We start from the raw sequence: 22,298 nt of genomic DNA, 5'->3' as shown, positions 1-22,298 counted from the left end.
GGATCAGGTCTCCTGTCAAAGGTGCGCGGGTCTCCAGTGAAGTCCCGCGCGCTTCTGGCGGCAGCCGGAACTGCCGCGGGCACGATCAGCGGCCCAGCTTTTCTTTCCAGGTTTCCTTCACGGCCGTCTGGTTCTTGGCCGCAGTGACGAAATCGATTTCCGCAAGGACAGTCGCAATATCAGCTGGCAGGCCCGCTTTTTCAGCCGCTTGCGAGGCATCGACACCCGGAACCGTGATCAGCGCCTTGTACTGCTGGTAGAGGCCGATTGCCTCGTCCGACATTGTCCAGTCGAGGAAGGCCTTTGCCGCGTCCTTGTTGTCGGAGCTGGCCATCAGGCCGGATGCTTCCAGTTCATATCCAACGCCTTCCTCGGGGAAAACCATCGCCAACGGATAGCCTTCCTCGATGGACTGCATCGCGGTGAATGCCAGCGAGATGCCAACGGTGTATTCGCCGACGCGTGCGGATTTGCAGGGCTTGGATCCTGACGAGGTATATTGTGCCATGTTCGGATCGACGGCTTCGAGCTGTGCCCAACCGGCCTCTTCGCCCATGGTTTGCAGAACCGCGTTGACGTGCAGATAGCCGGTACCGGATGAATTCGGGTCCGGCATCAGGATCTCGCCCTTGAAGTCCGGGTTCTCGAGATCCTTCCAGCTCTTGGGCATCGGAAGTCCCTTTTCCTCAAGCCGTGCCGTGTTCACGCAGAACGCGCCCATGTAGCCGATCGGAGCAAACCATTTGCCGTCTTCACCGCGGAAGGAGGCCGGCAGAACGTCGATGCCCTTGGCTGCATAGGGTTCCAGCATCTCCAGGATCTGTGGGTCCATCATGGCGCTGACGGCCCATCCCCAGATCACGTCTGCCTGCGGGTTCCCCGCTTCGGCCAGAAGACGCGCGCCGAGCTTGCCCGTGGACAGTCGCAGCACATTGATCTCGGTTTCGGGCATCGCCTTCTTGGCTGCCTCGACGTAGGCCGCGATCTCTTCTTCCTCAAGCGCTGTGTAGACGGTGATTTCGTCCGCGGAGGCTGTTGCCGCCATGCCGACGGCAAACAGCGAAGCCAAGGTGAATTTGCTCCAGGTCTTCATGTCGTCTCTCCTTCTTGATCCACGTGTTCGTGTGCCAGTGCCTGCCCCGGATCGGATCCTCCCGAGACCCATTCTCATTGCCGCGCCCTCTGTGCACGGACTTGGGGATTTTTGTGTAGTCTTGCATTTTTGTGGATTTTGTCTAGAGTTAATTTGCCGGCTGACCTTTGTTGCAGCCTCCCCGCAGACAAGGAAAACCCATGCAAATCTCCACGACGCCGCCCGAGACGGAGATGCTGGCACGTTTTGCCGACGGGCTCGCCGACGTGGCCGACGCCATGGCGATGACCTACTTCCGCAAGCCATTGGACGTGGAGCAAAAGGCCGACCTTTCGCCGGTCACGCAGGCTGATCGTGCCATCGAGGCAGCAATGCGTGAAAGCATCCTCAAAGAGTTCCCGGCCCATGGCATCCTTGGCGAAGAGCACGAGGACGCGCGTCTGGATGCCCAATACCTGTGGGTGCTCGACCCGATTGACGGCACGAAGAGTTTCGTTTCCGGGATGCCGACCTTCGGCACGCTCATTGCCTGCCTTTGCAACGGCACACCGGAACTTGGCATCATCTCGATACCGCCGACGGGCGAACGCTGGACGGGGCTGCGCGGCAAACCGTCAACATTCAATGACGCGCCCTGCCGCACGAGCCACCGGACCCGGTTGGCCGACGCGATCCTTTACACAACAACACCCGACACGTTCGATGCGGCGGGAAGCGGCCAGTTCGAGACGCTCTCCCGAAAGGTCGCCATGCGCCGCTTCGGGGGCGACTGCTACGGCTACGGCCTGTTGGCTTCGGGCCACATTGATCTGGTGTTCGAAATGAATCTGCATCCCTACGATTACATGGCCCTCATTCCGGTTATCGAGGGTGCGGGAGGCGTGATCACCGACTGGAAAGGCGACAGCCTGGGTCTGCACTCGGAGGGTCAGGTTCTCGCCGCGGCCAACGCCGCCCTGCACGCAGAAGCTCTTGCCGCCTTGTCTTGACCTGACCCGCTACGCCCTTCCGCGAAAAAAACGCCGATTGCTCTCGACAGGTCGCTCTCGCCGCCGACAGGCGCATCACCCCTAAATCGCGTGTGCGCCTTTGCCGAACCCCGTCGTCTACACGCGACGACCTGACGTTTCGGTGCCAACGGTGCCACTCCCGACCGGCGGTTGCGAAATTGCTGCAGCACCAGACATCCACTCGCGACGCAGAATGGCGTATTGCATGGTGTTTTCGTAGATCGGATTACCCGCCTCGTCATTGATGAACGATACGAATTCAATGAACAGGCCTTCCCGGCGCATGCCCAATTTCTCGCAGAGGCGCTGCGAGGAAATGTTGTGGTCTTCGACATAGGCATAAATCCGGCGAATGCCTTTAACCTGGAAAAGATGGTCGAACAGCGCTCTTGCGGCTTCAAACGCATATCCCTGTCCACCGAATTGCGGGTTGAGGTTCCAGCCGACCGAGGCTGTCCCAGCCTCCTCCTCTTCTCCGTCAGCGCCAAACAGATCGCCGATGAGCTGACCAGTCTGTTTCAGACAAATCGCCACGCTGCCCTCATCGAGGGTCCGTTTCCTGACCTCGACCTCCGCTTCCGCCAGATTTGCGAGCTTGAGTGAGAGGAAGCAGCGTGCGGTGGGCGCATGCAGATACGCAAAAAGGTCTGCTGCATCTCCCTCCCGGAAGGGCCTCAGGATCAGGCGGTCGGTTTCAATGATCTGCATCTACGAACCTCTTCGAAAGGCGTTTATTGACTGGTTCTAGACAAGCTGCGCCCCCGGCCAGTGCAAAGAAAACTGCGACCGCCAGCATCGCGATCACTCCTGCGCATTACCGGCATAGATGAAGACGGGGAGTGGAGTACCTTTCTCGATGACGTGGAAGCTGTCTTCGAACGCCTGCTGGAGAAAAAACAGGTCGGCATCTAGAACAGTTCGGAGCCAAAAAGCTGAACGCAATTACCGCGAAATGTCCCCTTGCGCCATCCCCTTTCGTGGCAGCTTCGAAGGGGTACAAAAGTACGGCCATTTCTCTGTTTCGCCGGCCTCGTCCCTCAAAAACCGCCGATCACTGCTTTCACAACAAGCGACGCCGGAAGTCAGTTTAGGGTGTGGACCCGTTTAACCTGAAAATCAGCTACAGCAACAACGCATGCCCATTTCGGACCATCGTCGTTTTCCGGCTGTCCCCCTAAGAGCAGCCTTTCATTGTCCGTGAACTAAAGACTGCAAGGAGTACAAGCAGAAGTGCGGCGTGGATCACCTGAATGCCTTTAAGGAGCATCGAGTGACCCAACAGCATCGAAAACGCTTGTTAAAAAGGCAACTGATAGCCAACCCTCTTAAAACGACACCCGGTCAGCGCCCTTCAGATCAAGGATTTCCCTGGCTTCGTCGGGGGTTGCAACGTCGTTGCCTAGCTCTTCGACAATCCGGCGGATCTTGGCAACCTGCTGGGCATTGGAGTCCGCCAGTTGCCCACGGCTGATGAAGAGGCTGTCCTCCAGGCCAACCCGTACATTTCCACCCATCTGACTGGCGGTCGTCGCCAGCGGAATCTGGGCATTGCCGGCTGCCAGGACCGACCAGCGATAGTCGTCGCCAAAGAGCTTGTCGGCGGTTTTTTTCATGAACACCAGATTGTCGATATCCGCCCCGATTCCGCCCAGGATGCCCATGACGAACTGGATGAAGATCGGCGCCTTGAACAACCCGGCATCCATGCAGAATTTCAGATTGTAGAGATGGCCGACATCGTAGCATTCGTGCTCGAACTTGATGGCATGCGGGGCCAGGGTTTCGGCCGCTTCGCGGATGTCCCTGAACGTATTTCGAAAGATGTTGCCGTCGGAATTGGCGACATAGTCCTTCTCCCAGTCGAATTTCCAGTTGTCGTAGCGTTTCGCCAGCGGATGGAAGGAAAAGTTCATGCTGCCCATGTTCATGGAACACATCTCGGCGCTGAACGTGGCCGCCGGCCGGATCCGGTCCTGGATGGACAGTGTCAGGGAACCGCCGGTCGAGATGTTGATGACCGCGTCGCTCGCCTGCTTGATGCGCGAAAGAAACGGGGCGAAGTCGTTCGGTTCGACCGAGGGCGCACCGGTCTCGTTGGTTCGGGCATGCAGATGCAGGATCGAAGCGCCAGCCTCAGCGGCATCGATCGCCTGACGGGCGATGTCGTCATAGGTATAGGGCAGGGCATCCGACATGGTTGGCGTATGAATAGCGCCCGTGACCGCGCAGGTGATGATGGTCTTGTTACGTGTGCGGGCCATGGCCGCCTCCCGATGTTATGATTTCTTTTTCACCACCCGCCTCGCCAGCGGGAACAGTTCCAGCCCTGTTCGCTCCTTCAGCGTTCCCCAGAGCCCTTTCGGTGCTTTCAGCATCACGGCAATTGCCACCACGCCGAGGATCAGCAGATAGACGGTGCCGAGATCGGAGAGGGTCTCGCGTAGCAGGAAAAACACGATCACACCGATGATCGGGCCTTCCAGCGTGCCAATGCCGCCGATCACGACGATAAAGATCACGAACGCCGTCCAGTCGTTGACACTGAAGGCGGCATCCGGCGAGATCCGGAGTTTCTGCAGGAAGATGAGCGCACCGGTCATAGCGGTCAGGCCGGCGGTGAGAACGTAAACGACGAACTTGTTGCGCCAGATGTCAATGCCGAAGCTCTCCGACGCAAGTTCGCTGTCTCGGATCGCGGTCAAGGCCAGGCCGTTGCGCGATCTCAACAGCAGATAGATCACCGCCAGAACGATCACGGCCATGGCAAGCGCAAGCCAGTAGGTGGTCGCCTCGCGCATTGAGCGGCTGGAGGCCATGTCCCGGACGATTGCGACGGGCAGGCTGGTACCGGAGCCGCCTCCCAGGGCGGAAACTTGTGCAAAGGACAACCGGAACACCTCTGCGATCACCCAGGTACCGATGGCGAAATAGGCGCCGCGCAGGCGGAAGATAAGCAGGGCAACCGGAACGGCGATAACAGCGCCGAGCAGCCCTGCGAGCGGGATTGCGGCCAGGGGAGAAAGGCCGGCGAAGATCGCCAGCGCGAACAGCATGTAGCCGCCGAAGCCGACGAAGGCCTGCTGGCCGACGGAGACAAGCCCTGCATAACCAGCCAGCAGGTTCCAGAGACAGGCAAGCGACAGATAGAGGAATATCTCGCTGAGGAGCCGCATGTCGGCCCGTCCCGCCCACAAGGGTGCCGAGACCAAGACGATCAGCACCAGCACACCTGCAACAGCCGCCACACGGCTCGCCGTTGAAGAGCGGGAAATGGAATAGGCATGAGCTGACGTTGTCATCAGTCGATCCTCGGAAACAGGCCGCGCGGGCGGACGGCAAGGACGATGAGGAAGGCGATGTGACCTGCAAGCAATTGCCAGCCCGGATTGATCTGTGCGCCGATGTTCTGGCTTACCCCGAGGATGATACCTCCGATCAGCGTTCCCCAGAGGTTGCCCAGACCTCCAATGATCACCGCCTCGAAACCGAAGATCAGACGCCCCGGACCGATTGAGGGATCGAAACTGGTGCGAATGCCAAGAAAGACACCGGCAAGGCCGACGACCGCCAGCGAGAGCGCCATGGCGAGCCCGAAGATATGGGCCTTGTTGAGCCCCATGAGCTGAGCGATATCCTGCTTGTCCGAAACCGCACGAAAGGCGCGCCCCAGTGCAGAGCGGTAAAAGATCCATTGCAGACCGGCGATCACGGCGACAGCCACGCCAAACATCAACAGTGGCAGGACGCCGATATTGAGATCGCCGGGGAGGGCGACGCTGGCGGTTTCCAGTGCGCCGGCGCTGATTTTTTGCGGGTCGGCGCTGTAGATCTCCAGAAGACCGTTCTGAATTATGACGGAGAGGCCGAACGTAACCAGAAGCGGCGGCAGAATATCATCGCCCAGGGTCTGGTTGAGGACCAGCCGCTGCAATCCATAGCCGATCCCGGCCATGACCGGCACGACCAGGATCAGGGCCAGCAACGGCGACAGGCCGAGCGTCGTGGTGATGGTCAGGCCAAGAAAGGCCGCAAGAACGATGAAGTCACCGTGAGCAATATTCACCAGCCGCATCACCCCGAAAATCAGCGAGAGGCCGGCGGCGAAGAGCGCATAGAGCCCGCCCAGCAGAATTCCCTGTAGGATGGCGTTGATCCAGTCCATCTTATACTCCGAAATAGGCGGCGCTTATGGCTTCGCGGGTGAGTTCGTCCGGTCGGCCTTGCAACGAAACCCGGCCTTCCTGGAGGCAGTAGACCCGGTGGGAAACGCTCACCGCCTTGGCAATGTCCTGCTCCACGATAATCGCGCTCATGCCCTCGCCGATGATGGCCGGCAGCGCTTCGTAGATGGACTTGATGACGATCGGCGCGAGACCGAGGCTGATTTCGTCGAAGAGAAGAATATCGGGGTTGGACATCAGCGCTCGGCCGATGGCGACCATCTGCTGCTGACCGCCTGAGAGTGCCGTGGCAGGCACATGGCGGCGTTCCTGCAAAAGCGGAAACAGATCCTGGACGGTCTTCAAGGTCCATGGCCCTTTCCGCCCCATCTGACCCCCGATCATGAGGTTTTCCTCCACGGACAGGGACTGAAAAAGCTGCCGTCCTTCCGGCACCATGGCGATGCCCAGATGCGCCACCTGATCGGCTCTCAGCGCGCCGATTGCCCGGCCTTTCCAGACAACCATCTCCGGCTTGTTCCGGATCAGACCGGTGATCGAGCGCATCAAGGTGGTTTTGCCAGCTCCGTTCGCGCCTATGATGGCAACGACTTCGGCGGGCTGAACATCAATGGAGATACCGAACAGGGCCTGGAAGTCACCGTAATGCGCTTCCAGTGCCTTCGTGGAGAGCAGAGCGTCAGGCATCGGCATCAACTCCCATGTAAATCTCCTGTACCGCCTGACTGGCCATGGTCTTCTTCGGGTCGCCGTCGGCAATCTTGCGGCCGAAATCGATGACGATCAGCCGGTCGACGACGGACAGAAGCGCATGGACGATATGCTCGATCCAGATGAGGGAGAGGCCCGTCTTGCGGATGGTATTGATGGTGGCCACCAGCTCGTGGCATTCCTTTTCGGTCAATCCGCCGGCGATTTCGTCCAGAAGCAGGATGCGGGGCTTTGCGCAGAGTGCGCGCGCCAGTTCCAGTCGTTTGCGGCCAAGCAGGTTCAGTTTGCCCGCCGGGTCGTTGGCCCTGTCGATCAGACCCGTCAGTTCAAGAATTTCAAGGCAGTGGGCGTTTGCCTTGGCTAGCGGACCAGCCGTGCCGTGTATCGCCGCCACCAGGGTGTTTTCAAAAACACTCATACCGGCAAAGGGTTGCGGGACCTGGAAAGATCGGGCGATGCCGCTACGGCACCGCCGCGCCGCGGATTGACGCGTTATATCCTGGCCGTTGAGCAGGATCTGCCCACTGTCGGCGCGGATCGTACCGGTGATCAGGTTGAACATAGAGGTTTTTCCGGCCCCGTTCGGCCCGATCACACCAAGCGCCTCGCCGTCACCGAGCCGATAGCTCAGATCATCGGCCACGGTAACCGCGCCATAGGCTTTGGAAACGCCCTTGAGTTCGAGAACAGCAGTCATGAAGACCTTCATGTCTGGGGCGGCACACGGCCCGGGAGCCGTGCGCCAGCCATGGCTCAGGACAGTAGCTTCAATTCGCCTGTGGTGGCGATGAACGGAGCACTGCGGTTTGCAGTAATCACCAGATCGAACCCGTTGGGGCCTTTCTGCCACTGACCGGCGACAAGCGGCGTCTTGGTCACATTCCGGACCGGACCGTTGCTCCAGTCTACCGGGCCGACCACCGTAGACAGTTTCGTCTTCTGGATGGCTTCCAGGATCGCGTTCGGATCTTCGAGATCGGCGCTGCGCCGGATCACGTCCGTCGCAACCTCAAAGAGTGCGTGTTTGAAGCCGATCGGCTGGGTCCAGGGGCGGCCGGACGCAGCCATGTAGCCGTCGGCCAGTTCCTTCGAAGACACACCGGTCAGCGACGACGAGAACGGGTGGTTGGGCGACCACCAGATTTCGGAGGTCAAGCCGTCACCGCGATCGCCCAAAGACTCGATCACGGAGGGGAACAGCAGTGCCTTGCCTATGGTTACAACCTTGGGCGTGAACCCCTGCTGGGCGGACTGCGCCCAGAAGGTTGCAAAATCCGGAGGGATCATGTTGCCCGTGATGATGTCACAGCCGGCTTCCTTGAAGGCGGAAATCTGGGACGAGAAGTCATCGGTCAAGGGTTGGTAGCGGCCCGGATCGGTCAGCGCATATCCCTCACCTGCGAGAGCGGGCGGAAAGCCATGGATCTCGTCGCCCCAGGCATTCCCGTCAGCGTCGTTCGGGAACAGGCCGCCGACCGTCTTGGCGACGCCACTTTGCTGCCAGAGGTCCAGGAAAGCGTTGATGACGTCCTCAAGCCCCCAGAAGAAATGGTATGTATAGTCGAAGCCAGTCTGCGGATCGCCGTTGCGGCCGAAGAAATAGGGTTGCCAGGGACAATCGGTGGTGATGCAGGGGACTTCGTTGAGTTCCGCCTGGTCCGACACCGGGTTGGTCGTGTCCGGGGTCGAGGCGGCGACAATCAGGTCCACCTCCTCTCCGAGCAACAGTTCGGATGCGACTTCCGCGGCCCGGTTCGGGTTTGATTGGCTATCCTTCGAGATGATCTCGACCTGATAGGTCTTGCCGTTGTTTTCAATACCGCCGGCCAGGGCTTGCCTGATACCGGCAAGGACATAGTCGTCGGCTTCGGCGAAGCCGGCGAGTGGTCCGGTACGCGGGCTGACATGCCCGATTTTGATGACCGGGTTCGCGGCGTAGGCCCGTGTACGGGTCAAAATGGCGGGCGCGGCCAGACCGGCCGATGCGCCGGCCAGAAACGTGCGGCGGGAAATCCCTAATGTCTTCCGAAGATGCGTCATCGTTTCTCCTCCCAGATGCGCTTGTGCGCTTGATACGGCGGCTTCCTAGTCCTCCAAGATGGTTTCGAGCTTCCGCAGATGGGTCGCGACACGCTGCCGGACATCCTCCATGTCCTTCGGCGTCCAGCTCCTGAAGCCTTCCCCGCTTTTCATGCCAAGCTTGCCTTCCTCCACAAGCCTGCGCAGATAGGGGGACGGTTCCGGCCGGTTGTCCAGATCGGCCAAAACGTTTTCATGAATGTCGAGTGTCAAATCGGTGCCGACCAGATCCGCGTTCGCAAGGGGCCCCAGAACCGACAGGCGGCGGCCGAAACTGGCGTTGACAACCACGTCCACGGCCTCCGCCGTGCAGACACCGCTTTCGACGAGGTAAATTGCCTCGCGCCACAGGGCATGCTGCAGACGATTGCCGATGAAACCGGCGACGTCCTTATCCACCCGAACCGGTGTCTTGCCGACGCTCTCCAGCAAAGCCATGGTTTTGTCGATTGTGGACTGCGCCGTCCGTTGAGTTCGGATGACCTCCACAAGGGGGATCATGTGCGGCGGGTTCCACCAATGAGTTCCGAGCGCCCGGGTCCCGTCATCCAGGTCCGCCATGATGGTGGTGATCGGAATGACGGAGGTGTTGGAGGCGAGGATCGCGGTTGCCGGCGCGTGCCGCTCCACCTCCTTAAACAGCGACCGCTTCAGGTCCGGCTTTTCCGGAGCTGCTTCAAACACGAAATCTGCTCCAGAGACGCACGCGGGAAGACCGGCTTTTGCCGTGATCCGGGACAGCGTTGCGTCAATCTCCGGCCGGGTGTAGCCCATCGCCTCGAGGCTGGCCAGGACTCGGCCCGGCAAGACCTCAAGGCTTGAGGGCAGGGGATCGTAAACCCTGACGTCATGCCCGGCATTGGCGAATGTCAGGGCAATGCCGTGTCCCATGAGACCTGCGCCCAGCACCGCGATGATTTTTGTGTCTGCCATCACCTAGCCCGCCGTATAGCCGCCATCGGCATAAAGTATGTGGCCCGTATAGAAATCCGAAGCTCTGGAACTCAGGAACAGTAACGGGCCGATGAGGTCTTCCGGTTCGCCAAGTCGTCCTTTCGGCACACGGGCCAGAAAGCCGTCTCGGAACCCGCGCGCCTTGTCGTCGTCCTCGAACATCCAGGCGGTGAGTGGCGAGCGGAAGACGGTCGGTGCGATCGCATTGACCGTGATCTTGTCTTCGCCGAGCTCACAACCGAGCGCCTTGGTGATGCCATCGACGGCAGCCTTGGAGGCGCAGTAGGCGGTATAACCGGCAGGATGTCCCAACAGGCCTCGGGCCGACGAAACCAGCACGATCTTGCCGCCGCTCACCTGCGTCTTCATCTGCTTTGTGGCCGCACGGGCAAGCAGCCAGGACTGGGTGACATTGGCATCCATGACGTTTTCGAAATCGCCGGGCGTCAGCGCGTCAATCTTGGCAACCTTGTTCATGCCGGAGGCGACAACCAGAATGTCGAGAGCGCCGAACCGTTCCCGGGCAAGCGCAATCAATCGGTCGCAAGCGCTTTCATCACTCGGGCGAATGGCAAGGCAAACAACTTCGGCGCCCAGGTCTTGGCACGCGTTTTGAACGTCTGACAGAGCGTCGGCGTTTCCGGCCGCCAGCACAAGCCTGCAGCCCGCACCGGCTAGCGCCTTGGCCGCGACGGCTCCGAAGGCGCCGGACGCACCGGTGATCAGGGCCACCTTGCCGGCAACATCGAAAAGGCCAAGAGGATTGCGCCAACTGTCGGTCATGGTTTTGTCTCCGGCGGATAGGGAATGACGACCAGCATGGTGCAGGTGTGGTTCGAGCGGTTCTCGATGGTTCTCACCTCGCCCGGCGCGATCGTGCAGCTATCGTATTTCTTCAAGATGGTTTTCGAGCCATGTGCCTCGACGGTCATCTCGCCCTCGAGAATGACATAGACCTTTTCAAAAGGTGTCGAATCCGGCCCGGCGCCTCCGCCCGGCAGAAACTGGCTGAGGCCCACCCACTGATTTTCCGGCCCGCCTGGCTCAAATCCCTGGAGACGCAATCCAACCACCGCCCGGTGGTTCGGCGCCTCATAGGGTTCGGCGTCTTCGAAACGTTTGATATGCATCGGCGTCCTCCCAGATCCCCGTATGCGGGCCGGCCGCCGAAACGGCCGGCTCAGTCAGATCAGAAGCTCTCGCCGGCTTCGATGCGATATTGCTGACCCTTGTCGATCATGGCCACCAGACGGATGATGCAGCCGTCACCGCGATCCCAGTTCCATGGGAAGAAGGCAAAGGTGCAGCGCTTGCCGGTGACTTCGTCGAGGTCGCCACCAACATTTTCAATGCCGAGAATGCCGTTGCTGAAAAGCTTCTGGTGCACCGGCTCCCACTCGGGAAAATCCTCTTCCCAGCCTCTGCCGCCGGACCATTCCTTATATTCCGCCTCCAGATGCGGCAGGATCGGACCGTTACGCTGCGGGCCTATGGCCGTTGCGAGCGGATGGTCGTTTGCCTGGGTATCATGCCCAACGACCTTGATGCCCTTTTCGACTATCCAATCAGCCGCTGACGGGACAAGGCCGGGGCAATAGGCGAAATAGTCGCCATCTTCATATTGCTTGTGCCAGCCGGTGTTGATGATCAGGACATCGTTTTTGCGAATGGCATGGCCACAGGCCTTTTCAAGATCGTCGCCGGTGATCTGCTCCCACTTCTTCTTCGGAATCGACACGACCAGGCCCGAACCGAAGAAATGCGGCAGCGGCACTTCATCGATAAACGGCGTGCCCTGGACCACATGCGCCGGCGCATCGATATGGGTCGTGACATGCATGGTGGTGGTGATGGTCTGCGACAGGACCCCGGATTTTGCCATGTAATGCTTCCGGTCGATCTGGACGTCCTGAAAGTAAGGCCAATTGGGGCACTGAAAGCCGTAGCGGTGCGAGAGATTGTAAAACTCCACGCCCATGTCGTTGTTCAGGTTTTCCTGAAACTCGATCCCGCGAATGGTCACTGACATGTTGGTTCCTCCCGAGGGTCAGTGCGTTGCTGTATTGCTTTACGGTACGATTGTATCATAATGCGGTCAAGCAGTTTCTCGACAAATCGAGAAACTTTGCCTATATGGCCTAGTCAGAACCGAACCGAATTGAACGGCGCGACTGGGAAAAATGGGCTGAAGATGACGGCGGACATCATGGAAACCGAACGAAAAACGCAATCAAACCAAGGAATTCAGGTCATTTCCCGGGCAGCGGAGATCCTGCGAATTCTCAAGAAGGACAATTCCGGACTGAGCCTCGGGCAGATTGCCGACCGTGTACATCTGCCCCGCTCTACGGTACAGCGGATCGTGAATGCGCTAATCGCCGAACGCCTCGTGATGGCCAGCGCTGCGGAAGGCGGATTACGGCTGGGGTCGGAAATCCAGTCTCTGGCCGCGGCTGGGCGGATCAACATGGCCGAGCTGGTCCGGCCGATCCTGGCGGAACTTTCCAGGGAGACAAAGGAGACGGTCGATCTCGCCGCTTTTCGCGACGACCATATGGTGTTCGTCGATCAGGTCGTCGGCTCCCATCGCTTGCGTACCGTTTCTGCCGTCGGAGAGGTTTTTCCGATGACGGATACGGCAAACGGCAAGGCTGCACTTTCCCTGATGGAGGACGATGTTCTTGTCGCGATCGCAGGGCCAGAGCTCAAAGCCGACGGTAAAACCGCCAAGCCGCTGTCGGAGTTCATGAAGGAGGTCGAAGACATCCGGAAAACCGGGATTGCCTGGGATCTCAACGAACATACGGATGGGATATCTGCGGCAGGTTTTGCGTTCAAGGACCCCATGGGGCTGATCTACGCCGTCTCCGTTCCGGTGCCGTCACATCGGTTTGAAAAACTGAAAGACAAGCTCGTGGAGCTGCTTCTGGACGCTCGGAAATCGATCTTGCAGCTCATTTGATTCATGACAGGAAAAGCTGCGGCTAAGATGCGGGTAGCCGACCCAGACCTCATCCATTTTCGGAGCTCCTCTTCTCGCGACAATGCACCTCGATTTCGTCCCGCGTCGCGGTGACGGCAGCATCGTTGTCACCGACGGGAACAAGAATAGCGGCATCACCGATCATGGCCCGATAGGGCTTCATGTCACAAAAGAGGCTCCACCGTCCATGAACGGCTACCCTTCCATGCGGTAAAGTATGCCTTTGCGCTACCCGCATCCCAATAAACGCGGATGCGGCGGAATGAGGGAGATCATCCAACCTGGGCGATGTCTGGGACTATCCGTCCCACCGGTTTCCCAGACCTGCATTGCGGCACTGCACTGTGTCCGCCTGGTGGACGCCTTCGTGTTTCGGGTACCTCGATCCGAGCTCTAATCCCTATAGTCCGACCGTTGCGTTTGGGAGGACCGCAGCGCTGCAGCCCTAAGGGCCTGTCGTTTTACAGGCACTTTGACCTCCGTCTTTATCTACAACGAGAAACGGATGTCATGCACAGCCCCTCTTTGAGAAAGATCGTCCCGAACAGTTTCTTGGCCGCCGCCGGCATCTGCTTTCTGTTTGGCACTGCCGTCACGGTCTGCGATGTCGTCCTGCGCGCGATTGCCGGGACGAATGTTCCAGGTGCCATCGAGTTGACGTCGCTTTCCATCGGCCTCGGTGCGCTTCTGTCCATGCCGGTCTGCTACGCCAAACAGGGACATGTCAGCGCAAAACTGCTTTCCGAGTTGGCACCGGCCCGCTTCGCACGGCCTTTTGGCCTCTTGGGGAGTGTCGTGTCTCTCGGCTTTTCCGGACTGATCCTCTGGGCTGTGGGCCAGAACGCTCTTGCCAAGGCGGGTTCCCCGGAAACGACACCTGATCTCGGCTTTCCGATACCGATCGCCCTGACCGTCGTCACGCTGGCCCTCCTTGCAGCCTTCCTCGCCGCGATGGCGGGCGTCTGGTTGGTCGTTCGGAACGAAAAGGCTTGATAATGGACGGACTTCTGCTCGGCGGGCTCGGCTTCGGCGCCGCCATCATCATGATTTTTCTGGAAATTCCGGTCGCCGTCGCCCTTGGTCTCGTCGGTCTTCTGGGCGCTGCGATGATCATCGGCTTTGCCGGTGCAATGACGATTGGCGCGACCACGGTCTGGGACAGTGTCACCAACTACACGCTGACCATGCTACCGCTGTTCGTCCTGATGGGAAATCTGGCAGCGCACAGCGGCTTGTCGGCCAAGCTGTACCAGTCCATGTCGGTGCTTTTCGGTCATCGCCGGGGCGGACTGGCGCTTGCGACCATCGGCGCTTCTGCCGGTTTCGGCATGATCTCGGGCTCGTCTCTTGCCACCACCGCCACCATGGGCCGGATCGCCATGCCCCAGATGAGGCAGGCGGGATATTCGAAGTCACTTTCGGCCGGGTCCGTCGCAGCCGGTGGCACGCTCGGAATCCTGATCCCTCCGTCGACGGTTCTGGTGATATATGCGTTCATCGCCGAACAGTCGATCCGCGAACTCCTGCTTGCCACCACCGGCCCCATCTTTCTGGCAATCCTTCTCTATTGTCTGGCGATCTGGGTCCCGATCTGGGCCGGCTGGTCGACTGCGCCCCAGCACGAACGCGCCCACCGCGACGAACGCCGCGCGGCGCTGAAGGAGCTGCTGCCGCCGCTGGCGATCTTCGGCCTGATCATGGGCGGCCTTTACAGCGGCGTCTTCACAGCCAACGAAACGGCGGCCATCGGCGCAGCCCTGGTTCTGGCCTACGGGTTCCTGTCGCGCAGATTGTCGCCGAGTGGATTTCTCGAGGCTGTCAGGGATACGGCACTGACCTGCGGGGCGCTGTATCTCGTCATGATCGGCGCCAATCTGTTCAATTTCTTTCTCGCGCTGTCAGGCCTGCCGTTCGCGTTGACCGGCATGTTCTCGGGGATCATCGATCAGCCGCTCCTCGTCATTCTTCTGATGCTGGCAATCTACCTTGTGCTCGGGACGCTCATGGACAGCCTCGCCATGCTGCTGCTGACTGTCCCGCTCTTCGTTCCGGTCGCACAGGCCGCCGGGATCGACCTGGTCTGGTTCGGCATATTCGCGGTGATGGTCGTCGAAATGGGTCTCATCACACCGCCGGTCGGCATGAACCTGTTCGTTCTCAAGACCGTGTCCCCCGACATCCGGTTGACAGAACTCTGGAAAGGCGCGGCGCCGTTCGTCACTGCCGATTTCATCCGCGTCGCCATCATCATCGCCGTCCCGGCGATCGTGCTCTGGCTGCCGCTCAATGCCATGTGACTTCAAAGGGAGGAATTCATGTTCAACAAACTGCTGAAAACCACGGCCATCGCGCTCTTCTGCGCATCATCGCTGACCGCAACACTTGCGGAAGCCCGCCAGATGCGTGTCTCGTCGTTCGAACCAGCGCAGGGTTTCTATTCCGCCAAGATCCTTCAGCCCTGGATCGACAAGGTCAACGCCAAGCTTTCCGACGGGACTGAATTCAAGCTGTATCCCGGTTCGATCCTGGGTGCCCCGCCCGCACAGGCGGATCTGTTGAAGGCTGGTGTCGCCGATGTGGCACTGGTGGTGCCGACCTATACACCCGGCGTCTTTCCCCTGACAGGCGTGGTTGAAGTGCCGGGCATTGTCAGCAATGGCGCGGAGGGGGCTGACATTCTCAATACACTGTTTGAGGACGGCAGCCTTGCCGGGGAATATACCGACTATAAAGTCATCGCGCTGTTCACAACACCTTCCTACCGGTTCTTCATGGCAAGCGATCCGGTCACGGAACCTTCGCAGCTTTCCGGTCTCAAGTTGCGCTCACCGTCGAAGTTCGGCTCCGAGCTTTTCGACATGGTCGGTGCATCCGGTGTCGGACTGCCCGCGCCTCAGGTCTATGAAGGTCTGGAACGAGGCGTGGTCTCAGGCGCTGTCTGGGTAATGGACGCCTATCGAACCTTCCGCCTCAACGAGGTTGCTCCGAATATCACCACCACCGGCTTCATCGCTTCGCCCATGGCAATCCTGATGAACAAGGCCACCTACGACAGCCTGTCCGACGCCGACAAGGCCGTCATCGACGAGATGTCGGGCCGTGCAACGGCGGAATGGATTGCCTCAGTCGTCGATGCGACAGATGCCGAGATCGAAAAGAGCTTCCGGGAGAACGGCAAGGTCAACTTCATTGATCTGGACGATGCGGGCCAGGCCGCCTGGGACGAGGCATTCGCGGGTGCCGCGCAAGCCTGGGTCAAAGGTCAGCCGGACGCGGACGCCGCTGCGACCACTCTGGAGCGTGCGAAGGAAATCGCCGGAGAATGAGCCGGCCCGTGTCTTCCGCACCTGGTATGGCAGGAATGACCGGTCCCGTTCGACCAGCGGACGGACAGGTGGCCCACAGCCTGTCCGTCCAACGGACGGCGCCCAATCTCGCCTGGGAGCGGGCCGTCTGCGGCGCCTAAACTGTGACATCGCAAATTCAAACAGGAAAACGACCATGGCAATCAATGCACTGGGCTATCTCGGCGTGCGCTCCGACAGGCTGGATGACTGGAGCGACTTTGCCGGCAAGCTGCTCGGAATGCAGAAGATCGACCGCGGTAAAACGGCGCTCGCCTTTCGAATGGACGACCGGATGCAGCGCCTGCTCGTGTCGGATGAAGAGGGCGACACCCTCGCCTTCATGGGCTGGGAGGTCGAGCATGCGGATGACCTTCAGACCTATGCGGACCGGCTCGAAAGGTCGGGCGTCAAGGTGACCCTCGGCTCAAAGGCGCTGTGCGACCGGCGCTTCGTCGAAAGCCTGATCGCCTTCGAGGACCCGATGGGCAACCGCATCGAACTGTTTCACAACCCGATGATCGCATCAGACCCTTTCCGTCCGGGCCGGCCGATAGACGGCTTTCTGACCGGCCCCATGGGAATGGGGCACGCGGTGCTGCATGTGAAGAACATTGACGTCATGCTGCCCTTCTACCGGGACCTTCTGGACTTTCACGTCTCGGATTACGGCCTTCAGCCGTACGGGCTCTACTTCTTCCATGTGAACGGACGCCATCATTCCTTCGCAATGGTCGGATCGGGACAGGCCGGCTTCCATCACTTCATGGTCGAATTCCAGAACCTCGATGACGTCGGGCAGGGGTACGACCTTGCCCAGCAGGAGGAGGGCCGTGTCGCCTATACGCTCGGCCGGCACACCAACGACTACATGACATCCTTTTACGCCAACTCGCCTTCGGGGTTCTTCGTGGAGAACGGCTGGGGCGGCCGGGTCATCGACCCCGCCACCTGGGAACCGCACGAGACCCACGACGGGCCAAGCTTCTGGGGCCATGAGCGCCTCTATCTGACCGAGGAAGGCGGACGCAAACGCCTGCGTGACATGCGCCTTGAAGCCGCTCGGGCCGGCCGGCGTTCGCCGCCCGTCGTGGAGTGCCCGTGGCTTTACGGCGAACTTGCAAAACAGGGGAAATAACCATGGAGCATTTCGACGTCGCCATTGTCGGCTATGGGCCGGCCGGCGCAACGCTCGCTCACCTTCTGGGCCAATGCGGGCTGAAAACGCTCGTTCTGGAGCGGGAAAACGCACATTATCACCTGCCGCGTGCGGTGCATTTCGATGCCGAGGTGATGCGCGTCTTCCAGTGGATCGGCATCGCCGACGAGATGGAAAAAAAGACCCATCACCATCCGGGCATGCGCTTCGTTGATCCGCAGGGCAAACTGCTTCTCGACTGGCCGCGGCCGCAGGGTGAAGGGCCACAGGGCTGGCGGGCGAACTACCGATTCCACCAGCCAGACCTTGAAGAATTGCTGCGCGACCATCTGGGTCGGCGACAGGATGTCGAGGTGCGCAGCCGCTGCGAGGTTTTCCATGTCGAGGACAAGGGCGATCGGGTCGAACTGCGCTACGAGGACATGAGCTGCGGCAGCATCGAACGTATCTCGGCGCAATATGTCGTCGGCTGCGACGGAGCACGCTCGCTCATACGCCGCTATATCGAGAGCGGCATGGAAGACTATGGCTTTCATGAACGCTGGCTCGTCGTCGACGTGATCCTGAAGACCGAAAAACCGGAACTTGGTGATCATTCGATCCAGTATTGCCGGCCCGAAAGACCGGCGACGTACGTGCGCACCCCGGGAATGCGCCGCCGCTGGGAAATCACCGTGCTGCCCGAAGAAGACAGCGCGCAGATCACCAGGCCGGAAAATGTCTGGGCGCTTTTGTCCGACTGGATCACACCGGACGAAGCGGATCTCGAACGCACCGCTGTCTATGTCTTCCACTCGCTGGTCGCGAAAGACTGGCGCAAGGGACGGCTTCTGCTGGCTGGCGACGCCTGCCACCAGACACCGCCCTTCATGGGCCAGGGAATGTGCGCAGGCACACGCGATGTCGCCAATCTGTTCTGGAAGCTGGCGCTCGTCTGCAAAGGCAAGGTCACGGGCACCAACGCCGAACTTTTGTTAAACACCTATGAGAGCGAACGAAAACCGAATGCCCGCGAATACATCCAGACGGCCGTGCGTCTTGGCGGCTTGATCAACACCGCCGGAACGGAAGAAGCGCTCCGCGCCGCCCTGCCCACGCCTGACGGGTCCGCCCGCATGGAAAGCATTGCTCCTCCCCTTGGGCACGGCCTTGGACAGGGGGAGAAGGCAGGCCGTCTCTTCGGCCAGCCGCGCCTCAACGACGGAACGTTGATGGACGCTGTTTTTCCGCATCAGTTCGTCGTGGTCGCAGAGGCGGGACTTGCGGAAGGGCTCGTGTTGCAGGAAGGCGTCGCCCTGGTGACGACAGAGACCTCGAACGCGGCTGAGCACCTCGCCCGCCTCGGCGCGCGCGCCACCGTTCTCAGGCCCGACCGGCACACGCTGGGCGGCGCCGACACAAGAGATGAGCTCGAAGCGCTGCTGGCGCTCGTGCTTCCGAACCCGATCGAAACACAACAACCGGAACTGGTCTAACACCCATGAAACTCTGTTCTTTTTCCAAGGACGGCGCGTCCTCCTACGGACTTGTGACCGACAAGGGGCTTGTCGATCTCGGCAGGAGGCTTGCCGAAAAAACGCTGCGCGATTTCCTCGCCAGCGGCGACATGGCAAAAGCTGCCAAACTGGCTTCGGAAGAGCCGGAATACGCAGTGGAGGAAGTGGCCTTCGATCCGGTGATCCCGAACCCGGACAAGATCATCTGCGTCGGGCTCAACTACCATGACCACATCACTGAAACCGGCCGCGAAGAAACGCCGAACCCGGTGCTGTTCGCCCGCTATTCCGGGTCCCAGATCGGACACGGCGCACCGCTGATCAAACCGCTGGAATCCGACATGTTCGATTATGAGGGTGAGGTCGCCGTGATCATCGGCAAGGAAGGCCGTCGCATCTCCGAAGAAGACGCTCTCAGCCATGTTGCAGGCTATTCCTGCTACAACGACGGCTCGGTGCGTGACTGGCAGAAACACACCCACCAGTTCATGCCCGGCAAGACCTTCGCCGGCACCGGCGGCTTCGGACCGTGGATGGTGACATCCGACGAAATTCCCGATCCGTCGAAGCTGCATCTGCAGACGCGGCTCAATGGTGAAGTGGTCCAGGATACGGACGTCTCGCTGCTGGTCACATCCATTCCCCGCCTCATCGCCTATTGCTCGACCATCCTGCCGCTTCTGCCCGGCGACGTGATTGTGTCAGGTACGCCGGGTGGCGTTGGTGCCAGGCGGTCTCCGCCACTTTTCATGAAGGACGGTGACGTCTGCGAGGTCGAAGTGTCGGGCATCGGCATTCTGTCGAACCCGGTGAAAGCGGAAGTCTGACTTTTTCCCAAGCCCGGCCTGTGCAATGGTCCTGCCATGCTCAGTGAACCGGCGACCTCTCCAAAAACATCCGGGTCCGTGCGCGCACTCGCGCGCGGACTTGCCATATTGCGCTATGTGAACAAGGTGGGCGAAGCTCGCCCGGGTGAGGTGGCCAAGGCTCTCGATCTGCCGCGCCCAACGGTCTACAGGCTTCTGGAGACCCTGGAGGAACTTGGCTATGTCGCGTTTTCCGCGACGTCAAACTACGTCAGGGTCACACGGTTCGCCGCAGCGCTCGGAGACGGTTACGCGCTCACCACGGAAATCACGCAAGCGGCCGGCCCAATCTTCAGCGAATATTCCAGACAGGTTGTCTGGCCGCTCGACCTTACAGTCTACAACAATGCAGCAATGGTCATCCAGGAGACGACCCATGGCCGGTCGCCGCTGTCGATCGACCGCGGCATGACCGGGTATCGTCTGCCGGTGCTGCGAACCTCCAGCGGGCGTGCGTATATCTCCTTCTGTCCCGATGAGGAGCGCGCGCTTATCTTGGATCATCTGCGCCGTCTCGGAGATGAGAAGGATGCCCCGTTTCTGGAGGAACGCTGGCTTTCAAGGCTGCTCGAAGAAACTCGCAATCGCGGCATCGCCATCAGGGACAGCGGCGAATTTCGCCCGGAAACCGCTTCCATTGCCGTACCGATCCGCTCGGCCGGCGCTGTTCTGGGCTGCGTCTCGCTCATCTGGATCCGCAGCGCCATGAGCACGCCGGAGGCGCTTGAAAAGTTCGGGCCCCTGGCTCTCGAAATTGCCGAGAGGATCGCCGACGCACTGCGTGACTAGTCCATCGGCTGCTGTGAACGCTGAACGGGATCGAAGCGTTCAAGCCGCTGAAGCTCCTCTGCCGAAAAATGTGGCCGATGGGCATGAATTCCCCAAAAGGGCGTCGTCTCATTTCGCTGGCATCTTCTCCCTGAAGACTTCGGCCGGCGTGCCGGTTGGTGTTTTCGACGGTGCCTTTTTGCCAGGGATCACAGAACCAGGTCTGTGTTCCAATCTCTGCCTGAAGATGCGGCCACGCTACAAACTCGGTTCCACGGTCGAACGTGATGGATTTTCGGGAGCGGATTCGCAGGGGGCACATCGCATCGATGACCTTGCCGAGCACCAAATGTGCTTTCCTTTTGGCGCGTGAAGGCCTGAGGCTGACGTCAGTCTATTCACAGCCGACCTGCACTCTAACGCGTGCGGCTCTCCTCACAGGGCGTATTCCCACGCGTAGCGGTCTGACGCGCCCGACGCTTTCCGGAGAGAACCCGACGACCAGAAGATCGAAGCAACACTTCCGATGCCGGTTATCGCGCGGCTCTTGCGGGGAACTGGCATCTGGGCGAAGCGGAAGGATCTCGCCCGCATGAGGCCGGGTTTGACGAGTTTTACGGAATTCTTTCGGTCATCAGCGACATGTCTCAGCAACTTGATGAGCGCCTTTATCCAGACATGGTCCTGCGCCCCCGAAAGGCTGGCAGCGTTGAAGGAAATTTCAGAAGCAGCCATTACCCGGGGCGTCTAGGGGCAACCTCTCGAAGTTGCGGAGGAAATTACCTCGATAGAAGAACTTGCGGAAATTGATCAGAAATTTGCTGACTTTTCAGAAGATTTCATCCGCAGGGCATCTGCTGACAATGTTCCGTTCTTTCTCGAACATGCCTTTGCGCGTGTCCACAAAGACAGCTATCCGGCAAAGGGATATGCCGGAAAAAGTTCGGCCGGGTTCCCCTGCAAGGACGCCATTGTGGAGGTAGATGACATTGTGGCCCGGTTGATAGGCGTGCTCGAAGAGACAGGTCAACTTGAGAACGCCTTCATGTTTCTGACGCCGGACAAAGGGGCAAATGAAGACCTCTATCCCGACAACGGTTTTCAGCCGTGGCGGGGTAGGGAACGACCTGGGAATGCGGTGTGCGTGTGCCCTTCATCGCATATTGGCCCGGAATGATTGCTCCCGGCTGTGAAGGTGACGGCCTTATCGATCTGACCGACTTCTTAAATACTTCACTCGCATTGGTGGGCAAATCGGGTGCGATACCAAGCGAGCGCTATATAGACGGCATCGATCAGTCGTCATTCCTGCTTGCGGACAAGGGAGAGTCTCTGCGGGACGCCGTGTTCATGTATTCGGAAAACAATTTGATGGCGCTCCGATGGATGGAATACAAAATCCACTTCAAGGTCATGCAACAGCATGCGCCCAGGAGGAACCTGGATCAGACAACGGTGTCGGATGTGGGCATGAGCCCCTGGGTCTACAATCTCTATACCGATCCCAAGGAGCAGGCGAGTTCGGGCCATTCCAGGTTTGAATGGGGTCTGCCACAGGCTCTAAAACGAGTTCAACGCCACCTCGCGACTTTTGCCGATTATCCAAGTACAGATATTGGGCTCGGAAAGCCCTAAATAACTTGGATTAACTTCT

General features: G+C 59.7%; 25 protein-coding genes and 1 pseudogene. 11 read left to right on the top strand and 15 right to left on the bottom strand.

Going from position 1 to position 22,298, the window contains the following annotated elements; genetic code table 11:
• Positions 1-85: 85 nt before the first annotated feature.
• Positions 86-1,093, bottom strand: coding sequence for an ABC transporter substrate-binding protein (locus SIAM614_RS24910; protein WP_006938839.1), 1,008 nt, complete (start codon positions 1,091-1,093; stop codon positions 86-88).
• A 200-nt stretch (positions 1,094-1,293) separates the two neighbouring features.
• Between SIAM614_RS24910 and hisN the strand changes: the two genes are divergently transcribed.
• On the top strand, positions 1,294-2,082 hold the full coding sequence (gene hisN / locus SIAM614_RS24905) for a histidinol-phosphatase (RefSeq protein WP_006938838.1): 789 nt from the start codon (positions 1,294-1,296) through the stop codon (positions 2,080-2,082).
• 117 nt (positions 2,083-2,199) lie between these two features.
• Here hisN and SIAM614_RS24900 read toward each other — a convergent pair whose 3' ends face one another.
• The 11 genes from SIAM614_RS24900 to SIAM614_RS24850 form a co-directional block, all read right to left on the bottom strand.
• Entirely contained in the window at positions 2,200-2,811 is a 612-nt protein-coding gene (locus SIAM614_RS24900) for a GNAT family N-acetyltransferase (protein ID WP_006938837.1), read from the bottom strand.
• A 617-nt stretch (positions 2,812-3,428) separates the two neighbouring features.
• Positions 3,429-4,364 (bottom strand): BKACE family enzyme, encoded by a 936-nt coding sequence (locus tag SIAM614_RS24895; RefSeq protein WP_040441063.1) that lies wholly within the window; start codon positions 4,362-4,364, stop codon positions 3,429-3,431.
• A gap of 15 nt (positions 4,365-4,379) precedes the next feature.
• The gene (locus SIAM614_RS24890; RefSeq protein WP_006938835.1) at positions 4,380-5,402 is read right to left on the bottom strand and encodes a branched-chain amino acid ABC transporter permease; all 1,023 of its coding nucleotides are present in this window, start codon (positions 5,400-5,402) and stop codon (positions 4,380-4,382) included.
• Complete coding sequence (locus SIAM614_RS24885; RefSeq protein ID WP_006938834.1) at positions 5,402-6,265, bottom strand: branched-chain amino acid ABC transporter permease; 864 nt, start codon at positions 6,263-6,265, stop codon at positions 5,402-5,404. The genes SIAM614_RS24890 and SIAM614_RS24885 overlap by 1 nt, the downstream gene beginning before the upstream one ends.
• 1 nt (position 6,266) lies before the next feature.
• Positions 6,267-6,977: an ABC transporter ATP-binding protein gene (locus tag SIAM614_RS24880; RefSeq protein ID WP_006938833.1), complete on the bottom strand. Its 711-nt coding sequence runs from the start codon at positions 6,975-6,977 to the stop codon at positions 6,267-6,269.
• On the bottom strand, positions 6,964-7,692 hold the full coding sequence (locus SIAM614_RS24875; protein ID WP_040441092.1) for an ABC transporter ATP-binding protein: 729 nt from the start codon (positions 7,690-7,692) through the stop codon (positions 6,964-6,966). The genes SIAM614_RS24880 and SIAM614_RS24875 overlap by 14 nt, the downstream gene beginning before the upstream one ends.
• A 56-nt stretch (positions 7,693-7,748) precedes the next feature.
• Positions 7,749-9,035: an ABC transporter substrate-binding protein gene (locus SIAM614_RS24870; RefSeq protein ID WP_006938831.1), complete on the bottom strand. Its 1,287-nt coding sequence runs from the start codon at positions 9,033-9,035 to the stop codon at positions 7,749-7,751.
• Between the two features lie 45 nt (positions 9,036-9,080).
• A complete protein-coding gene (locus tag SIAM614_RS24865; protein WP_006938830.1) occupies positions 9,081-10,007 on the bottom strand; it encodes a 3-hydroxyacyl-CoA dehydrogenase family protein in 927 nt (308 codons plus the stop codon).
• A gap of 3 nt (positions 10,008-10,010) precedes the next feature.
• Positions 10,011-10,811 carry an SDR family NAD(P)-dependent oxidoreductase gene (locus tag SIAM614_RS24860; RefSeq protein WP_006938829.1) on the bottom strand — a complete coding sequence of 267 codons (801 nt, stop codon included), beginning with the start codon at positions 10,809-10,811 and terminating at the stop codon, positions 10,011-10,013.
• On the bottom strand, positions 10,808-11,158 hold the full coding sequence (locus tag SIAM614_RS24855) for a cupin domain-containing protein (RefSeq protein WP_006938828.1): 351 nt from the start codon (positions 11,156-11,158) through the stop codon (positions 10,808-10,810). The genes SIAM614_RS24860 and SIAM614_RS24855 overlap by 4 nt, the downstream gene beginning before the upstream one ends.
• Before the next feature lie 59 nt (positions 11,159-11,217).
• A complete protein-coding gene (locus tag SIAM614_RS24850) occupies positions 11,218-12,057 on the bottom strand; it encodes a cyclase family protein (RefSeq protein WP_006938827.1) in 840 nt (279 codons plus the stop codon).
• A 162-nt stretch (positions 12,058-12,219) separates the two neighbouring features.
• Between SIAM614_RS24850 and SIAM614_RS24845 the strand changes: the two genes are divergently transcribed.
• Complete coding sequence (locus tag SIAM614_RS24845) at positions 12,220-12,990, top strand: IclR family transcriptional regulator (protein ID WP_198137398.1); 771 nt, start codon at positions 12,220-12,222, stop codon at positions 12,988-12,990.
• A 49-nt stretch (positions 12,991-13,039) separates the two neighbouring features.
• On the opposite strand, the gene SIAM614_RS33380 is transcribed toward SIAM614_RS24845, so the two are convergent.
• Complete coding sequence (locus SIAM614_RS33380) at positions 13,040-13,174, bottom strand: hypothetical protein (RefSeq protein WP_006938825.1); 135 nt, start codon at positions 13,172-13,174, stop codon at positions 13,040-13,042.
• 347 nt (positions 13,175-13,521) lie between these two features.
• Here SIAM614_RS33380 and SIAM614_RS24840 point away from each other — a divergent pair, with 347 nt between their 5' ends.
• From SIAM614_RS24840 to SIAM614_RS24810, 7 genes are all read left to right on the top strand, one after another.
• Positions 13,522-14,004, top strand: a complete 483-nt coding sequence (locus SIAM614_RS24840; RefSeq protein ID WP_006938824.1) for a TRAP transporter small permease — start codon at positions 13,522-13,524, stop codon at positions 14,002-14,004.
• Positions 14,005-14,006: 2 nt separating this feature from the next.
• Entirely contained in the window at positions 14,007-15,308 is a 1,302-nt protein-coding gene (locus SIAM614_RS24835; RefSeq protein WP_006938823.1) for a TRAP transporter large permease, read from the top strand.
• A gap of 18 nt (positions 15,309-15,326) precedes the next feature.
• Complete coding sequence (locus tag SIAM614_RS24830; RefSeq protein ID WP_006938822.1) at positions 15,327-16,337, top strand: TRAP transporter substrate-binding protein; 1,011 nt, start codon at positions 15,327-15,329, stop codon at positions 16,335-16,337.
• A 175-nt stretch (positions 16,338-16,512) separates the two neighbouring features.
• Positions 16,513-17,493: a VOC family protein gene (locus tag SIAM614_RS24825; protein ID WP_006938821.1), complete on the top strand. Its 981-nt coding sequence runs from the start codon at positions 16,513-16,515 to the stop codon at positions 17,491-17,493.
• Positions 17,494-17,495: 2 nt separating this feature from the next.
• Complete coding sequence (gene mhpA / locus SIAM614_RS24820; protein WP_006938820.1) at positions 17,496-18,989, top strand: bifunctional 3-(3-hydroxy-phenyl)propionate/3-hydroxycinnamic acid hydroxylase MhpA; 1,494 nt, start codon at positions 17,496-17,498, stop codon at positions 18,987-18,989.
• A gap of 5 nt (positions 18,990-18,994) precedes the next feature.
• Positions 18,995-19,837 (top strand): fumarylacetoacetate hydrolase family protein, encoded by an 843-nt coding sequence (locus tag SIAM614_RS24815; protein ID WP_006938819.1) that lies wholly within the window; start codon positions 18,995-18,997, stop codon positions 19,835-19,837.
• A 36-nt stretch (positions 19,838-19,873) separates the two neighbouring features.
• Positions 19,874-20,665: a DNA-binding transcriptional regulator gene (locus tag SIAM614_RS24810; RefSeq protein ID WP_006938818.1), complete on the top strand. Its 792-nt coding sequence runs from the start codon at positions 19,874-19,876 to the stop codon at positions 20,663-20,665.
• Between the two features lie 133 nt (positions 20,666-20,798).
• Here SIAM614_RS24810 and SIAM614_RS33685 read toward each other — a convergent pair.
• Positions 20,799-21,005 (bottom strand): annotated as a pseudogene (locus SIAM614_RS33685) (IS30 family transposase); the annotation flags it as partial.
• Between the two features lie 74 nt (positions 21,006-21,079).
• The gene (locus SIAM614_RS33120; RefSeq protein WP_006938816.1) at positions 21,080-21,379 is read right to left on the bottom strand and encodes a hypothetical protein; all 300 of its coding nucleotides are present in this window, start codon (positions 21,377-21,379) and stop codon (positions 21,080-21,082) included.
• Positions 21,380-21,422: 43 nt separating this feature from the next.
• Between SIAM614_RS33120 and SIAM614_RS33585 the strand changes: the two genes are divergently transcribed.
• Complete coding sequence (locus tag SIAM614_RS33585) at positions 21,423-21,821, top strand: sulfatase-like hydrolase/transferase (RefSeq protein WP_081455348.1); 399 nt, start codon at positions 21,423-21,425, stop codon at positions 21,819-21,821.
• Positions 21,785-22,279 (top strand): alkaline phosphatase family protein, encoded by a 495-nt coding sequence (locus tag SIAM614_RS30850; protein ID WP_157140074.1) that lies wholly within the window; start codon positions 21,785-21,787, stop codon positions 22,277-22,279. Before SIAM614_RS33585 ends, SIAM614_RS30850 begins: the two co-directional genes overlap by 37 nt.
• Positions 22,280-22,298: the final 19 nt, after the last annotated feature.

It is taken from the genome of Roseibium aggregatum IAM 12614, assembly GCF_000168975.1.
Classification (GTDB): Bacteria; Pseudomonadota; Alphaproteobacteria; order Rhizobiales; family Stappiaceae; genus Roseibium; species Roseibium aggregatum.
Note: the sequence above shows the minus strand (reverse complement) of the source record. Positions and strands in the feature narration are given on the sequence as shown.

Coding starts and splice junctions, on each gene's coding strand:
- SIAM614_RS24910 (WP_006938839.1), bottom strand. CDS start 1,093: ATGAAGACCTGGAGCAAATTCACCTTGGCTTCGCTGTTTGCCGTCGGC.
- hisN (WP_006938838.1), top strand. CDS start 1,294: ATGCAAATCTCCACGACGCCGCCCGAGACGGAGATGCTGGCACGTTTT.
- SIAM614_RS24900 (WP_006938837.1), bottom strand. CDS start 2,811: ATGCAGATCATTGAAACCGACCGCCTGATCCTGAGGCCCTTCCGGGAG.
- SIAM614_RS24895 (WP_040441063.1), bottom strand. CDS start 4,364: ATGGCCCGCACACGTAACAAGACCATCATCACCTGCGCGGTCACGGGC.
- SIAM614_RS24890 (WP_006938835.1), bottom strand. CDS start 5,402: ATGACAACGTCAGCTCATGCCTATTCCATTTCCCGCTCTTCAACGGCG.
- SIAM614_RS24885 (WP_006938834.1), bottom strand. CDS start 6,265: ATGGACTGGATCAACGCCATCCTACAGGGAATTCTGCTGGGCGGGCTC.
- SIAM614_RS24880 (WP_006938833.1), bottom strand. CDS start 6,977: ATGCCGATGCCTGACGCTCTGCTCTCCACGAAGGCACTGGAAGCGCAT.
- SIAM614_RS24875 (WP_040441092.1), bottom strand. CDS start 7,692: ATGACTGCTGTTCTCGAACTCAAGGGCGTTTCCAAAGCCTATGGCGCG.
- SIAM614_RS24870 (WP_006938831.1), bottom strand. CDS start 9,035: ATGACGCATCTTCGGAAGACATTAGGGATTTCCCGCCGCACGTTTCTG.
- SIAM614_RS24865 (WP_006938830.1), bottom strand. CDS start 10,007: ATGGCAGACACAAAAATCATCGCGGTGCTGGGCGCAGGTCTCATGGGA.
- SIAM614_RS24860 (WP_006938829.1), bottom strand. CDS start 10,811: ATGACCGACAGTTGGCGCAATCCTCTTGGCCTTTTCGATGTTGCCGGC.
- SIAM614_RS24855 (WP_006938828.1), bottom strand. CDS start 11,158: ATGCATATCAAACGTTTCGAAGACGCCGAACCCTATGAGGCGCCGAAC.
- SIAM614_RS24850 (WP_006938827.1), bottom strand. CDS start 12,057: ATGTCAGTGACCATTCGCGGGATCGAGTTTCAGGAAAACCTGAACAAC.
- SIAM614_RS24845 (WP_198137398.1), top strand. CDS start 12,220: ATGACGGCGGACATCATGGAAACCGAACGAAAAACGCAATCAAACCAA.
- SIAM614_RS33380 (WP_006938825.1), bottom strand. CDS start 13,174: ATGAAGCCCTATCGGGCCATGATCGGTGATGCCGCTATTCTTGTTCCC.
- SIAM614_RS24840 (WP_006938824.1), top strand. CDS start 13,522: ATGCACAGCCCCTCTTTGAGAAAGATCGTCCCGAACAGTTTCTTGGCC.
- SIAM614_RS24835 (WP_006938823.1), top strand. CDS start 14,007: ATGGACGGACTTCTGCTCGGCGGGCTCGGCTTCGGCGCCGCCATCATC.
- SIAM614_RS24830 (WP_006938822.1), top strand. CDS start 15,327: ATGTTCAACAAACTGCTGAAAACCACGGCCATCGCGCTCTTCTGCGCA.
- SIAM614_RS24825 (WP_006938821.1), top strand. CDS start 16,513: ATGGCAATCAATGCACTGGGCTATCTCGGCGTGCGCTCCGACAGGCTG.
- mhpA (WP_006938820.1), top strand. CDS start 17,496: ATGGAGCATTTCGACGTCGCCATTGTCGGCTATGGGCCGGCCGGCGCA.
- SIAM614_RS24815 (WP_006938819.1), top strand. CDS start 18,995: ATGAAACTCTGTTCTTTTTCCAAGGACGGCGCGTCCTCCTACGGACTT.
- SIAM614_RS24810 (WP_006938818.1), top strand. CDS start 19,874: ATGCTCAGTGAACCGGCGACCTCTCCAAAAACATCCGGGTCCGTGCGC.
- SIAM614_RS33120 (WP_006938816.1), bottom strand. CDS start 21,379: ATGGCTGCTTCTGAAATTTCCTTCAACGCTGCCAGCCTTTCGGGGGCG.